At 67.8% G+C, this 14,634-nt stretch carries 12 protein-coding genes; 9 read left to right on the top strand and 3 right to left on the bottom strand.

The annotated features are described in order from the left end of the window. Positions 1-7 precede the first annotated feature (7 nt). Genes M1L58_RS06485 through M1L58_RS06475 form a run of 3 tightly spaced genes read left to right on the top strand, consistent with a single transcriptional unit; the run spans position 8 to position 2,441 of the window. Complete coding sequence (locus M1L58_RS06485) at positions 8-766, top strand: lysophospholipid acyltransferase family protein (RefSeq protein WP_006867051.1); 759 nt, start codon at positions 8-10, stop codon at positions 764-766. 17 nt (positions 767-783) lie between these two features. Next, positions 784-1,611 carry a lysophospholipid acyltransferase family protein gene (locus tag M1L58_RS06480; RefSeq protein ID WP_248658259.1) on the top strand — a complete coding sequence of 276 codons (828 nt, stop codon included), beginning with the start codon at positions 784-786 and terminating at the stop codon, positions 1,609-1,611. Next, on the top strand, positions 1,608-2,441 hold the full coding sequence (locus M1L58_RS06475; RefSeq protein WP_248658258.1) for an HAD family hydrolase: 834 nt from the start codon (positions 1,608-1,610) through the stop codon (positions 2,439-2,441). The genes M1L58_RS06480 and M1L58_RS06475 overlap by 4 nt, the downstream gene beginning before the upstream one ends. 19 nt (positions 2,442-2,460) lie before the next feature. Here the strand turns inward: M1L58_RS06475 and M1L58_RS06470 are convergent, their stop codons facing one another. Further along, positions 2,461-4,077 carry a peptidoglycan recognition protein family protein gene (locus tag M1L58_RS06470; RefSeq protein ID WP_248658257.1) on the bottom strand — a complete coding sequence of 539 codons (1,617 nt, stop codon included), beginning with the start codon at positions 4,075-4,077 and terminating at the stop codon, positions 2,461-2,463. A 458-nt stretch (positions 4,078-4,535) separates the two neighbouring features. Here M1L58_RS06470 and M1L58_RS06465 point away from each other — a divergent pair, with 458 nt between their 5' ends. Next, complete coding sequence (locus M1L58_RS06465) at positions 4,536-6,023, top strand: SpoIID/LytB domain-containing protein (protein WP_248658329.1); 1,488 nt, start codon at positions 4,536-4,538, stop codon at positions 6,021-6,023. On the opposite strand, the gene M1L58_RS06460 is transcribed toward M1L58_RS06465, so the two are convergent. Next, positions 6,020-6,706 (bottom strand): GAF and ANTAR domain-containing protein, encoded by a 687-nt coding sequence (locus M1L58_RS06460; RefSeq protein WP_248658256.1) that lies wholly within the window; start codon positions 6,704-6,706, stop codon positions 6,020-6,022. The two genes, M1L58_RS06465 and M1L58_RS06460, sit on opposite strands and share 4 nt — an antisense overlap. Before the next feature lie 90 nt (positions 6,707-6,796). Then, on the bottom strand, positions 6,797-7,219 hold the full coding sequence (locus tag M1L58_RS06455; protein ID WP_248658255.1) for a hypothetical protein: 423 nt from the start codon (positions 7,217-7,219) through the stop codon (positions 6,797-6,799). A 289-nt stretch (positions 7,220-7,508) separates the two neighbouring features. Between M1L58_RS06455 and glf the strand changes: the two genes are divergently transcribed. Genes glf through zomB form a run of 5 tightly spaced genes read left to right on the top strand, consistent with a single transcriptional unit; the run spans position 7,509 to position 14,403 of the window. Next, entirely contained in the window at positions 7,509-8,717 is a 1,209-nt protein-coding gene (glf, locus tag M1L58_RS06450) for a UDP-galactopyranose mutase (protein WP_154885272.1), read from the top strand. Beyond that, positions 8,718-10,661 (top strand): glycosyltransferase, encoded by a 1,944-nt coding sequence (locus M1L58_RS06445; protein ID WP_006867058.1) that lies wholly within the window; start codon positions 8,718-8,720, stop codon positions 10,659-10,661. Then, entirely contained in the window at positions 10,642-11,400 is a 759-nt protein-coding gene (locus M1L58_RS06440; protein WP_006867059.1) for a phosphatase PAP2 family protein, read from the top strand. The genes M1L58_RS06445 and M1L58_RS06440 overlap by 20 nt, the downstream gene beginning before the upstream one ends. Next, positions 11,397-12,320 carry a decaprenyl-phosphate phosphoribosyltransferase gene (locus M1L58_RS06435; protein WP_248658254.1) on the top strand — a complete coding sequence of 308 codons (924 nt, stop codon included), beginning with the start codon at positions 11,397-11,399 and terminating at the stop codon, positions 12,318-12,320. Before M1L58_RS06440 ends, M1L58_RS06435 begins: the two co-directional genes overlap by 4 nt. Further along, positions 12,307-14,403, top strand: coding sequence for a flagellar motor control protein ZomB (gene zomB / locus M1L58_RS06430; RefSeq protein WP_248658253.1), 2,097 nt, complete (start codon positions 12,307-12,309; stop codon positions 14,401-14,403). The genes M1L58_RS06435 and zomB overlap by 14 nt, the downstream gene beginning before the upstream one ends. The last annotated feature ends 231 nt before the right edge of the window (positions 14,404-14,634 follow it).

Genomic DNA, 14,634 nt, shown 5'->3' with positions numbered 1-14,634 from the left:
TTCCGGCATGGAACCCGTCTACGACACCGTGATCACCGCCGCCCGCCTGCTCTGGCTGGCCGAAGGTCTCAAGTTCAAGGTGTCGGGCGTCGAGCACGTCCCGGCCGAGGGCCCCGGCGTCGTCGCGATCAACCACACCGGCTACCTCGACTTCACCTACGCCGGCATCCCCGCACATCTGCAGGGGCGTCGCAAGGTGCGGTTCATGGCGAAGAAGGAGGTCTTCGACAACAAGATCTCCGGCCCGATCATGCGCTCGCTCAAGCACATTCCCGTCGACCGCACCGCCGGTGCCGACAGCTACCGGGCTGCTGTCGAGTATCTCAAGCGCGGTGAGCTCGTCGGTGTCTACCCAGAGGCGACGATCAGCCGCAGCTTCGAGCTGAAGGCATTCAAGTCGGGTGCGGCACGCATGGCGATCGAGTCCGGTGCACCGATCATCCCGACCGTCATCTGGGGTGCCCAGCGCGTGTGGACCAAGGGCCACCCGAAGCGGCTCGGCCGCACCGGCTACCCGATCTCGATCGGGGTCTGCGAGGCGCTCGAACCCACCGGCGATCCCGACGCCCTCACCGCCAAGCTGCACGAGGTCATGAGCGCGAAACTGCTCGAGCTGCAGGACGCCTACGGCGAGCACCCCAAGGGTGAGTTCTGGGTTCCGGCACGCCTCGGCGGGTCGGCGCCGACGCTCGAGGAGGCGAACCGTATGGACGCCGAGGAGCAGGCCGAACGCGCCGCCAAGCGCGCTCAGCGTGACAACCCCTGACCGTTAACCTGGGAGGCATGAGCAGCGGGCCGCGTCGAGGACGGGAGCCGGTCTACCGGACCCTGGAGATCATCGCGAACACGCTCGTCCGCGCCCAGGGGCTCGACCTGCACTTCACCGGGATCCAGAACATCCCGGAGACCGGCGGGGCGGTGCTGTGCATCAACCACACCGGCTACGTCGACTTCATCCCGGCCGCGCTGGGCGTGCAACGTGCCGGCCGGCGGACGCGGTTCCTCATCAAGTCCGAGGTGATGGATGTCGCGATCATGCGCTTCCTGGTCAACCACACGAAGACCGTTCCGGTGGACCGGTCCCGCGGCGCCGACGCCTACCGCGCCGCACTCGAACACCTCCGCGGCGGCCACATCGTCGCGGTCTACCCGGAAGCGACGATCAGCCGCAGCTTCGAACTGAAGGAGTTCAAGAGCGGTGCGGTACGCATGGCCGCCGAGGCCGGGGTCCCGATCGTCCCGGCGATCGTGTGGGGAGCCCACCGGCAATGGACCAAGGGCGGCCCCCGGAACATGGGCCGACGCCGTATCCCGGTGCACGTCCGTTACGGACTGCCGTTCACCGTCGACCCCGGCGAGAAACCCGAGCGCGAGACCCTGCGGTTGCACGAGGTGATGGACTCCATGCTCCACGAGGTCCAGGACGCCTACGGCCCGCACCCGGCCGGCGAGTTTTGGGTACCTGCCCGGCTCGGCGGATCGGCCTCCACACCACAGGAGGCCGCGGTCATCGAGGCCGACGAGGCGCTCCGCAAGGCCGAAGCCCGCGCCCGCAAGGCCGCGGCGAGACAACGCGAGGCCACCCAGGCCCGAGACAGAGGAAACAGATGACATTCGGTCCACCCACCCTCATCGCCAGCGACGTGGACGGAACACTGATCGACGACGAGAACCGGGTGTCGTCGCGAACCGTGTCCGCGTTGTCGGCGGCCCGTGCGGCGGGCGTCGAGTTCGTGCTCGCGACCGGCCGCCCGCCCCGGTGGATCGCCGAGATCACCGACCAGTTCGCCGGCACCGACGCCTTCGTCCGATACGCCGTGTGCGCCAACGGCGCCATCATCTACGACGCCGAGCATGACCGGGTCCTGTGGTCGGCCAACCTCGAATCCGACGCCCTCGTGAAGCTGGGGGAGATCGCCTACCAGCAGATCCCGGGGTGCGGTATCGCCGCCGAACGTTCCGGCCGGTCGGCGCACGACGCCGCGACGCCGCCGTTCGTCGCGAGCGCCGGATACGAACACGCCTGGCTCAACCCGGATCACGTCGAGGTCGGCGACGACGAGGTGTTCAGCGAACCGGCGGTGAAGCTGCTCGTACGCAAACCGGACATGCCCAGCGGCGAGATGGCCGCGCGGTTGCAGCCCTTCGTCGGCGACCTCGCCCAGGTGACCTTCTCCACGGACAACGGCCTCGTCGAACTGTCGGTGCCGGGTACGCACAAGGCCTCTGGACTCGCGCGCCTCTGCGAGGCCACCGGTCTACCCGCCGACGGGCTGATCGCCTTCGGCGACATGCCCAACGACGTCGAGATGCTCACGTGGGCGAGCCACGGCGTTGCCATGGGACACGGCCATCAGGCCGCGCTCGACGCCGCCGACGAGATCACGGTCGGCAACAACGACGACGGCGTCGCGAAGGTGCTCGAGCGCTGGTTCGCCTGAACCGAGCGGCTCGCGCGGCTCACGCTGCCGGCGGGGCTGCCTCCGGCGCGGGGCCGGGCGCCTGCTCGGGTGCTCCGGGCTCGCCCGGCGGTGCTCCTTCCGGAGTCGCCTCGGGCGTCGCCTCCGGGGCCGGCGTCGCGCCACCTGCCAGCGCACGGACCTGCTCCAGCGCCGCATAACCGTGCACGCCAGGGCAACTGGTGCTGTTGTAGTCGCGGTGGCCGGAGATCATCGGCAGGTTGGACTGCGTCCCGGCCGCGAACTTGGTGCCCGCGAAACCCTCCGACATCAGGGTCGCCGTGCCCGCGGGGTTCAGACCCGCCTTGCCGAGTCGCCAGCGCAGGAAGCGTCCGGCCGCGGCGACCGCCGCCGCGGTGGGCGGGACCTCCTCCAGGTTGCCGATGAACGACAAGCCGACCGTGTCCTTGTTGAACCCGCCGGTGTGGGTGCCCTCCACGTTGCGGTCGAGTCCGCCGAACGCGCCTTCGAAGATCTGTCCGTACTTGTCGACCAGCACGTTGTAGCCGATGTCGCACCAGTTCAGGCTTTGTGCGTGATAGGCGTAGATGCCGCGCACGATCTCGACCGACTGCTGCGGGGTGTAGTCGTTGCTACCCGCGGTGTGGTGCACGATCGCTCCCTTGAGCTGCGGCGAGTACACCGGCTGTGAACAGCGGATCCCCTCGTCGGCACCCCACTGCTGACGCGCGACCACCTGCGGTCCGCCGGTCAGCGGGGACAGCAACGACGAACCCAGCGACAGCAGACCCTCCGGGCTGATCAGGGTCGCCTTGAGGGTGTTGAGGGCCGTCTCGGCCAGTTTCGTCACGATCTCGCTTCCGGAGCCGACGGCCAGCTGGGCCAGGTCGCCGCCCTGGGTCTCGGCGGCCGGGATCGCCAGGCCGTCCTTCGACGCGGCGACCTGCACCTCCCGCGCATCGCCGACCCACACCGGTTCGGTGCCCGCCGGCTTCTCGGCACTCGGGACGGTGCCCTTCGAGATCTGCTCCAGGACAGTCCAGGGACTCCATTTCCCGTCGGGCTGCTTGGCGCGCAGCTTCAGGTCGACGTCCACGGGGCGGTCCCAGGTGAAGGCGACCATCTTGATGGGGTCCTCGCGCACGATGTGCGTCACCGCTGCACCCACCTCGCGCCCGTCGCGCATCGTCGTGACGGGAGGGGTCGTGGTGCTCGTCGGAGCGGGAGCCGGATCATCGGTCTCGGTCGTCGACGGCGCAGGCGCCTCGGAGGAGGTGGTCTCGGGTGCGCTCGACTCGGGTGCGCTCGACTCGGGTGCGCTTGACTCGGAAGTGCCCGGTGTGGAGGGGCTCGGCACGATGCCCTTCGGCAGCGGGACCGTCAGATCGGGGAGGGGGAACGCATCGGGATCGATCTCCGGCAGCCCGACGCCCGCGGCGGCGAGGCCCGACGACGCGACGTCGAGGATGGCGGCGGGCAGCTCACGCAGCGGCACCTGCTCGATCTCGGTGTTGGCGATCTTCTGCTTGTTGTCGACGAGCCGGGGGTCGTCGGCCTGCGGGCCGGAGGTGCTCGCGATCACCGCGAACGGACTCGCGACGACCGCCGCGGCGATGGCCGCGAGAGCGATCGAATGCTTCGGTCGGGGGTAACGCACTGGGGGTCTCCTCGCCGGAGGTTGTCCGGTCATCGATGCGATGCGCAGCCTCACACGCCGGGCGGGCGTCGAGGCGTGCTCGGTGTCGGCCGCCATCGTGATGCGGGACGGCCCTCCATCGACACGACACACGCCGACGCCGGACCACTCGTGACTCTCTTGTTACCTATGAGGCCAGTGTTACTGGTGTTATAGGTGAGGTCACAATCGGAGTCACAACTCGTGATCCGGTTGTGATCCGCTCGACTTGGTGAACGCGAATGAGGTTCACTAATGTCACGTAAGTCCCAATCGTCACATCGGCCACGATCGAGTGAAAGTTGTAGCTCTAAGACAACTTCTGAGGCTGGTGTCGTCGCGACCGAAGGATGTGTTCTGCAGTGAACGAACCCCGACCCAGACGGCTCCTGCCGGGGAGGCCGGCGACCGGCTCCCGGCCCGCACGGACTCGCGGAAAGTTGCTGACCTGGGCCGCGGCCGGGCTCGCGCCCGCACTGCTGGCCGGAGGGCTCGTCGCTGCGAGTTCAACGGAATCGACCCTCGGGGTCGAGCTTTCGGTCGGGTCGACGGTGACGCTGATCGGACACGGTCATGGCCACGGCCGCGGAATGGGGCAATGGGGTGCGTACGGCTACGCCCGTAAGGGCTGGTCGGCACAGCAGATCCTGCGTCACTTCTACGGTGGAACCACCGCGGGGAAGGTGGACAGGCCCGAGATCATCGTGGCCCTCACGGGTCAGAACTCGGTGAATGTGCATGCGGACGCCGGAATGCGCGTCGGAGGTCAGACGGTGGCTCCCGGACAGGCGGTCAGCTTGTCCGGGGGCACGGCCACCATCCGCAGCGGCTGCGGCGGCGGTGTGATCCGCTCCGTCCCGGCCACGTTCGTCGAACCGCTGAGCATGGCGCCGAACCGGCCGGCGGCCGAGTTCCTCAAGTTCTGTGGTTCCGAGAAGGCTTACCGAGGCGCACTCGGCCTCGAAGGTGGACGCGTGGTCAACCGCATCCACATCGACGACTACGTCAAGGGCGTCATCCCGCGCGAGAGCCTGCCCGCCTGGGCCGACTCCGGCGGTGCCGCGGCACTGCAGGCGCAAGCCGTCGCCGCCCGCACCTATGCACTCGCCGCGATCGCCGGCGGCAAGAAGATCGACGACACCCAGAACTCCCAGGTGTATGGCGGCGTGTCCGGCGAGGACCGTCGTACCAATGTGGCGGCCGACGCGACCGCAGGTCAGATTCTGCTGCAGAACGGCCAGCCCGCGTTCACCGAGTTCTCCGCCTCGACAGGTGGCTTCTCGGCCGGCGGTCGCTTCCCGGCCGTACCCGACGAAGGCGACACGGTCTCGCCCAATCACAACTGGACCGTGACCATCCCCGCCGGCACCATCGGCTCGGCTTTCGGGGTGGGTGCGCTACGCAGCTTCGAGGTCGTCGAGGCCAACGGCCTCGGCGCTGAGCACGGCCGCGCGATCAAGGTCCGTGCCGTGGGTTCCGGCGGAACCTCCGAGGTCTCCGGTGAGGAAGCCCGCACCAAGCTCAAGTTGAAGTCGTCGTGGTTCACCGTGCAGGGCCAGCCGGCGCCGCGCATCGTCAAGCCGCCCACCGGACCGTCCGGGCCCTCGCTGGGACTCGACTTCGGTAGCTTCGGTCAGCTCGTCGACCAGATCATCCCCGGTGGGGCGAAGTTCCTGGAGATCGCCTCGTCGGCCATGGACGGCAAGTTCGCCGACCTCGGCGGCCTCTCCGGTCCGCTCGGAGAGGCGATGGGGCTCCCGTCGCTGACCCCCGACGCCGCCGGCGTCACGCAGGTCTACGAGAAGGGGATGATGTTCTTCACCCCGGCCACCGGCCCGCGCGTCCTGGTCGGCAAGAGTCTCGCAGAGTTCCAGGAACGCGGCGGCATCCCGGCGCTGGGGTTCCCGAAGGAAGACGGGCTCGGTTAGGAGTTCTCCGGACCGGCCACGACGATCTGCGCAGCGACATCAACCAGCTTGGTGTTGGTGTCCTGCGACAGTCGGGCGAGCAGCGCGAATGCCTCGGTGGCGTCGAGCTTGTAGCGCTCCATGATCATGCCCTTGGCCTGACCGATGATGTCGCGTGAGCTGAGTGCGGCCCGGAGCTGCTGCTTCTCCTGGATGGCACCGAACGCGGTCGCGGCGTGCGCGGCGAACAGTTCGCCGAGCTGGCGCGCCTCGGCCGGGAACGCGTGGGGACGGGTGCTGTGCAGGTTCAGCGCGCCGAAGTCGTCTCCGTCGATGTACAGGAAGAAGCAGGCCATCGACCGGATGCCGATGTCGGCGGCGGCCGCGGCGAACCGCGGCCAGCGTTCCTCGACGTGCATGTCGTCGATCCACACCGTCACGTCGTTGACCGCGGCACGGATGCACGGCCCCTCGCCGAGTTTGCGCTGCAGCTCGTCGGCCTCGCCGCCCAGGTCGCCGATGACGACGGGGGTCTCGACCACGCCGTCAGATACGAGCGTCACCGACGCGTATTCCGCGCCCGGGATGGCGTCGACCGCGTACTTCGTCATCGAGCGCACGGCGGCCTCGGTGTCATCGCTTTGTTTACGCATCTCGCCGGCGATGCGCGTCATCTGCGCTCCGAAGTCCGACAACTGGGTCACTCCTGCCTCCTTGGGAGACCGCATTTCGCGCGTCTCAGCCGGCACGACAGCTGAGCGCAGGAAACGGAACACTCGTTTGTCGAGAATCTATTATGCCGGATCGTATAACCGCGACGAATCGATGAGTCCCTCTCGTTGCGCAACCGACCGTTCAGGTGACAAATGGAGAACATCCAGCCGGAAATCGGTGTCGGAGTACGACGTCGAGGCCACCATCGGAGTTCCGGCCAGGGCTGCGTGGACGTCGTCGCCGGACTGTGGGTACTCGTCGAAACGGTCCGGTGCTCGGCGACCATCGGCCCGGGGCCGGGCGTCGTCCGTCGAATCCGTCGGGAGTGACGATCCCCACGAAACCGTCGGCCCGGAGTCTGCGGCGTCGACGTGGGTGAGCAGCCAGTCGGGCGGCACCGCCGAGTCGGCATCGGACGTCGGGAAGCACGTGGTGCCGGCCGTCGTCGGTGATGCAGCGGCGAAGCCTGTCCGAGGCGCGGTGCCGACGCACCTGACCGTCACGTGGACCCTTGTCTGTGGGCAGGGACGGTGCCGGCGGAGTCGTCGTCGCAGGAGCCGAGGGCCGCGATCACCTGCACCGACGGTCGGACGACGGTGATCGCGGCGTCGAGTGCGGGAAGTGGTGTGGCGCCCCTGGGTGCCGACAACTGGAGTCGAGACGTCACGGTGCCCCGAACCACCCGAGAAGCAGAGGAACCGGCCCGATGTCTGCAGACCGACGATCGAACATTGCCCGGCGACCACCGTGGCTCGGAGAATCCTCAGGATGGGTCCGTTACCCTGAGGACCCGTGGCAACCAGTAGCAGCTATGACCTGATCGTCGTCGGCTCCGGATTCTTCGGTCTCACCGTCGCCGAGCGGGCGGCCACCCAGCTGGGCAAGCGGGTCCTCGTGATCGAACGGCGCAACCATCTCGGTGGCAACGCCTACTCCGAGGCCGAGCCGACGACCGGGATCGAGGTCCACAAGTACGGCGCCCACCTGTTCCACACCTCCAACGACCGGGTGTGGGAGTACGTGAACCAGTTCACCGACTTCACGAACTACCAGCATCGCGTGTTCGCGCTGCACAACGGGCAGGCCTACCAGTTCCCGATGGGTCTCGGTCTCATCAGCCAGTTCTTCGGTCGCTACTTCTCGCCCGACGAGGCGCGCAAGCTGATCGCCGAACAGGCCGGCGAGATCGACACCGCCGACGCCAAGAACCTCGAGGAGAAGGCGATCAGCCTCATCGGGCGGCCGCTCTACGAGGCGTTCATCAAGCACTACACCGCCAAGCAGTGGCAGACCGATCCCACCGAGCTGCCCGCCGGCAACATCACCCGCCTCCCCGTCCGATACACCTTCGACAACCGGTACTTCAACGACAAGTACGAGGGCCTGCCGGTCGACGGTTACACCGCCTGGCTGGAGAACATGGCCGCCGACGAGCGCATCGAGGTGCGCCTGTCGACCGACTGGTTCGCCGTCCGCGACGAGCTGCGTGAGCAGAATCCCGACGCACCGGTCGTCTACACCGGCCCGCTGGACCGCTACTTCGAGTACTCCGCCGGCCGACTCGGTTGGCGCACACTCGATTTCGAGACCGAGGTGCTCGACACCGGCGACTTCCAGGGCACCCCGGTGATGAACTACAACGACGCCGACGTGCCGTACACGCGCATCCACGAGTTCCGTCACTTCCATCCGGAACGGGACTCCTACCCCGCGGACAAGACCGTCATCATGCGCGAGTTCAGCCGCTTCGCCGATGACGACGACGAGCCGTACTACCCGATCAACACCGCCGACGACCGCGCCAAGCTCTCGGCCTACCGCGAACTCGCCCGCACCGAGACCGCCAGTGCCAACGTGTTGTTCGGTGGTCGCCTCGGCACCTATCAGTACCTCGACATGCACATGGCGATCGCCAGCGCGCTCACCATGTTCGACAACACCCTGGCGCCGCATCTACGTGACGGTGCGCCGCTGGTGTCCGACCCCGCAGGAGCCGAATAGATGACGGTGACCCCCGTGAACCAGTCCGAGATCCCCGACGCGGGCATCGGACCGTCGAAGGCGAAATCCCTTCTGCAGCGCGTGATCTTCCCGCGCGCGGGTGAGCCGCTCGACGTGCGGTCGCTGTACCTGCTCGAATCGGACTCCAACAACCGGCGGGCACACGCACCGAGCCGTACCTCGGTGCTGCTCGGCGGCGAATCCGAGGTCAGCTTCGAGACCTACTTCAACGCTTTCGCGGCCGCCTACTGGCGTCGCTGGAGCATCCTGGACTCGGTGGTGCTGCGCATCGAGGTGGTCGGCACCGCTCGTGTCGACCTGTACCGCTCCAAGATCGACGGCTCGCGCATCGGTATCGGCGGCGACCTGATCGCCACCGACGAACACGGCCGCGGCGTGGTCGAATTCGAGCTCGATCTCGGCCCGTTCGAGGACGGCGGCTGGATCTGGTTCGACATCACCACCGACACCGACACCGAGATCGTCTCCGCCGGTTGGTATTCGCCGGTCGACGCACCGACCTCCGACGCCGACACCAAGCGCGTGACCGTCGGCATCCCGACCTTCAACCGTCCCACCGACGCGGTCAACGCACTCGCCGCCCTGACCTCCGACCCGATGGTCGACGAGGTCATCGACGCGGTCATCATGCCCGACCAGGGCACCAAGAAGGTCGTCGACGAACCCGGATACACCGAGGCCGCAACGGCTCTCGGTGATCGGTTGCACATCTTCGACCAGGGCAACCTCGGCGGCTCGGGTGGCTACGCACGCATCATGTACGAGGCGTTGCGACTGACCGATTCGCCCTACATCCTCTACATGGACGACGACATCGCCATCGAGCCGGACTCGATCCTGCGCGCGCTGGCCATGTCGCGATTCGCCAAGTCCCCCATGCTCGTCGGCGGACAGATGCTCAACCTGCAGGACCGCAGCCACCTGCACTGCATGGGTGAGGTCATCCGACGCGACACCTTCATGTGGACCGCGGCGCCATTCGTCGAATACGACCACAACTTCTCCGAGTACCCCCTGCGGGACCGGGAGAACTCGAAGAACCTGCACCGCCGGATCGACGTCGAGGGCAACGGCTGGTGGATGTGCATGATCCCCCGCGAATGTGCCGAGACCATCGGCCTGCCGATGCCGCTGTTCATCAAGTGGGACGACTGGGAATTCGCGCTGCGCGCGGCGAAGGCCGGTTACCCGACGGCCACCATCCCGGGCATCGCGATCTGGCACATGGCATGGAGCGACAAGGACGACGCCATCGACTGGCAGGCGTACTTCCATCTGCGCAACCGGCTCGTCGTCGCATCCATCCACCACGACGGACCGATCAAGGGAATCCTGCGGTCGATGACCAAGGCGACCGCGAAACATCTTCTCTGCCTTGAGTACTCGACGGTGGCCATTCAGAACGAGGCGATCCGGGACTTCCTCGCCGGCCCCGACCACATCCGCAGCCTCCTGCCGACCGCGCTGCCGAAGGTCGCGGCGATCCGCAAGGAGTACCCGGACGCGGTCGTGCTGCCGTCGGCCACCGCGCTGCCCCGGACCTCCGGAGAGGCAACGCATCTGGGCACGTCGATCCCGCTGAACCCGATCAGCAAGATCAAGGCGCTGGCCGCATCCGTGGTCAACAACGCCCGGCCCGCCGACCCCCGTCATCACGAGGTCCCGCAGGCGAACTACCCGCCGATCGAGGCGCGCTGGTTCTCGCTCGGCCGCGTCGACGGTGTCACCGTCACCACGGCCGACGGTCGGGGAGTGGTGTACCGGCAGCGGGATCGCGAGAAGATGATCGCGCTCGCGCGTGAGCATTTCGCGCTGATCAAGGAACTCCAGGACAAGTTCGGCGACATGAAGCAGCAGTACCGCGCCGCACATCGTGAGTTGACCAGTAAGGAGAGCTGGGCGGGTGTCTTCGGAATCGAGTAGTCCCGACGTGCAGGTCGAGGAGTCGGCGAAGCTCCCGGCCGACGACGCACCCAGACCCCTCGCGGGCGAGGAGAAGGTCCTCGTCGCCATCCAGACGGGCATCGGTTCCCGTCCGGGTGTGCGGTCGGCGGCGCGCGGTCTGTCGCACCTCGGCGAACACGCCCTGGGCTGGCTGGCCATCTCCGGTGCCGGCTGGACGCTGGCGCGTGCCCGCGGCGACGTGCGGTCGCAGCAGCTGTGGATCGAAGCCGGTGTGGGTGCCTTCGGTGCGCACGCGGCCTCGGTGATCATCAAGCGCATCGTGCGCCGGCCCCGGCCGGCCCACCCCGCCATCGACATCGGGGTGTCCACGCCGAGCAAGCTGAGCTTCCCGTCGTCGCACGCCACCTCGACCACCGCCGCGGCGATCCTGATCGGCCGTGCGGCCGGCTGGGACGCCAAGGTGCTGCCCGCGGCGCTGGTGCCGCCGATGCTTCTGTCGCGTCTCGTACTCGGCGTTCATTATCCGACAGACGTCACCGCGGGTGCCGCGATCGGTGCCGCGAGCGCAGCGGCCGTCATCGCGGGCGATAAGGTGCTGCTCGAACCCACCCGGAATGCTCCGGCCTCAGGACGTGCCCGCCGCGCGGCGCGCGCCCTGACCCGGCTCGGCCTCACGGCCGCGGTGCCCGGCGGGCCGCTGCGACTCGCCGCGTCCCCCGTCATCGCACGGGTGACACGACACAGGGAGAGTGCATGAGCGAGGAGCCGATCGAGCACGGGAAGGTCGCCGGGCCCCCGAAGAACCTGGCCACCGGGCTGATCAAGGCGATCCGTCCGCGGCAGTGGGTGAAGAACGTCCTGGTGCTCGCCGCGCCGCTGGCCGCCGGCAACATCACCGACGCCTCGGTGCTGGGCTCCGCGGCCATCGCCTTCGTCGCGTTCTGCCTCGCCGCGTCGAGCATCTACCTGGTCAACGACGCGATGGACGTCGAGTCCGACCGCAATCACCCGACCAAACGGTTCCGTCCCATCGCCGCCGGCGTGGTCCCGGTACCGCTGGCCTACGGGCTCGCCGCCGTGCTGCTGGCCGCGTCCATCGGCATCTCGTTCCTCGCGAACTGGCAGACCGCGGTCGTCATCGCGATCTACCTGGTCATCCAGCTCGGCTACTGCTTCGGCCTCAAGAACCAGGCCGTCATCGACATCTGCATCGTGTCGTCGGGCTTCCTGCTGCGGGCGATCGCCGGTGGTGTCGCCGCCGAGATCGTGCTGTCGCAGTGGTTCCTGCTCGTCATGGCCTTCGGCTCGCTGTTCATGGCCGCCGGCAAGCGGTACGCCGAATTGCAGCTCGCCGAGCGCACCGGCGCCAGGATCCGCAAGGCGCTGCAGTACTACACCACCACCTACCTGCGGTTCGTCTGGACGCTGTCGGCCACGGCCGTGGTGGTCTTCTACGGACTCTGGGCGTTCGACAAGGGCGCCGAGAACCATGACACCAACGTCGCCTACGCGATCTCGATGGTGCCGTTCACGGTCGCGATCCTGCGTTATGCGGTCGATGTCGACGGTGGCGCAGCAGGGGAACCCGAGGAGATCGCCCTCGGCGACCGCATTCTGCAGCTGCTGGCCGTGGCCTGGTTAGTATGCGTGGGTGTCGCGGTCTATGCAGTCAATTGACGGTCTGCAACCCACCGACGGTGTCGGTTCCGATCCCGTCGACGACCCCGAGGTAACGGGCACCCGCACGACGGGCGCGCCCGTGGTCGACAAGACGCGGCGTCGTCTCGCCGCGGCCAGTTTCCTGATCGGCGCCGTCGCCGTCAGCACGTTGTTCGCCGTCGGCGCCTGGCAGCGCCGGTGGATCGCCGACGACGGCCTGATCGTGCTGCGCACGCTGCGGAACCTCTTCGCCGGCAACGGGCCGGTGTTCAACGCGGGCGAACGCGTCGAGGCCAACACCTCGACCGCCTGGACCTACCTGCTGTGGTTCTGGGCGTGGGTCACCGACGGCCAGCTCGAGTACGTCGCCCTCTGGGTGGCCCTGGTGTGTTCGGTCGCAGCCATCCCGATCGCGATGTACGGCAGCGCACGTCTCTACGGCAATCGCCTCGGCGGGATCACCGGTGACGGTTGGACGCTGCTGCTCCCGTTCGGTGCCATCATCTACATCGCCATCCCGCCGGCCCGCGACTTCGCGACGAGCGGTCTGGAGAACGGGCTCTGCATCTTCTGGGCCGCCGTCCTGTGGTGTCAGCTGGTCGCCTGGGCCCGACGCGGTCCACAGACGACCCGCCGGGCGTCGGCGGCAACGCTCGCGCTCGCGTTCACCGCGGGTCTCGCTCCGCTGGTCCGGCCCGAACTCACCGTGTTCGGCGGACTGGTGCTCCTGCTCGTCTTCTTCGCGCCGCTCGGTTGGAAGATGCGACTCGGCGTGGCCGTCGTCGCCGGTGCCCTGCCGGTGGGCTACCAGATCTTCCGGATGGGCTACTACGCCCTGCTCGTCCCCAACCCGGCGGTCGCCAAGGACGCCAGCGGTGCCAAGTGGGAGCAGGGTTTCGCCTATCTGACCAATCTGTTCGGTCCGTACGTGCTCCTGCTGCCGGTCGTGATGGCCGTCGTCGCCGGCGTGATCCTCGTCGTCGGTGCACGTCTGCGCGCCGATGCCGCCACGAGCACCGCGGACCCGACCACCGTCGACCCCGACCGCTCCCGCCTGGGCGTGCTCTCGGCCCGACTCCAGTCGTCGACCGCCGTGGTGTCCGTGGTCGTCGTGGCCGGCCTCATCCTGATCGTCTACTGGATGCGTCAGGGTGGCGATTTCATGCACGGCCGCGTGCTGCTCGTGCCCTTGTTCGTCACGCTGCTGCCGCTCATGGTCGTGCCGCTGACGATTCCCGCGCACCTCGGTGCCGCCTTCGGCCGACGCCGTGCCGCGCAGCAATCCGTCATCGACGACGAGCCCGAGCCCGTCGAGGTGTCGCCGGCCGAACGTCGCCGGACCCGCGTCGGACTGGCCGGTGCGGTCGCCATGGCAGGGCTGTGGATCACGGTTCTCGTATGGGGGATCAGCACCCACGCGAACGTGCTACCCAACGCCGGGATCGACATCGGACGCAGCGGCATCGTCGACGAGCGTCGTTTCTATGTGACCAACATGGGCAACGAGAACCCGGTGACCGCCGAGGACTACCTCGCCTACCCGCGGATGAGCGCGATGGTCGAGAAGATCGACAAATATCGCGAGGACGGCGGCGTCATCCTGCCGTCGTTCAACTACGACGAGTGGTACGTGGCGCAGCTGCCCGCGGTGATGCCCAAGGGTGCCGAGCGTCAGGTGACGGTCTACTTCCTCAATCTCGGCATGACGAGCATGAACGCGCCGCTCGACGTGCGCGTCATCGACCAGATGGGTCTGGCGTATCCGCTCGCCGCACACACCGAGCGGCTCGAGGACGGCCGCATCGGACACGACAAGATCCTGCCCAGCGAATGGGTCGTCGCCGAGGCCGGGGCCTATCCGCGCAAGCCGGTTCTGCCGGGCTACCTCGACGAGGACCTCGTCCGGCAGGCGCAGGTGGCGCTGCAGTGCCCCGAGACCAAGGATCGGTTCGCGTCCTTCGAGGGCCCGTGGTCGTTCACCCGCTTCAAGCACAATCTGAAGCAGGCGTTCACGTTCAACAGTTACCGCATCCAGCGCGAGCCGGAGTACGAGATCGCCCGGTGCGGACTCGAGATGCCGCCGCCCGTGAACCCGGAGTAGGTGGAGCCCGGGCGGTATGCGGGTGCGCGCGACCCTGGCACACGAACCCAAGTAAATGCACAGAAAACGCGTACTCTGCGCTGAGGACTTGCCCCGGAACATCTCGGATAGGTAACGTCCCGACGTCAGAGGTCGATAAACCTTTCGTGACCGATGTGTCCTGGAAAGTGCCGGGGCACGCACGGTGACGGGGGTTGTGATCGCGATCACAAGGTTTGTCACGGTCGGGGG

Source organism: Gordonia sp. C13 (assembly GCF_023218005.1).
Classification (GTDB): Bacteria; Actinomycetota; Actinomycetes; order Mycobacteriales; family Mycobacteriaceae; genus Gordonia; species Gordonia namibiensis.
This window is presented reverse-complemented; position numbering and strand designations above follow the sequence as displayed.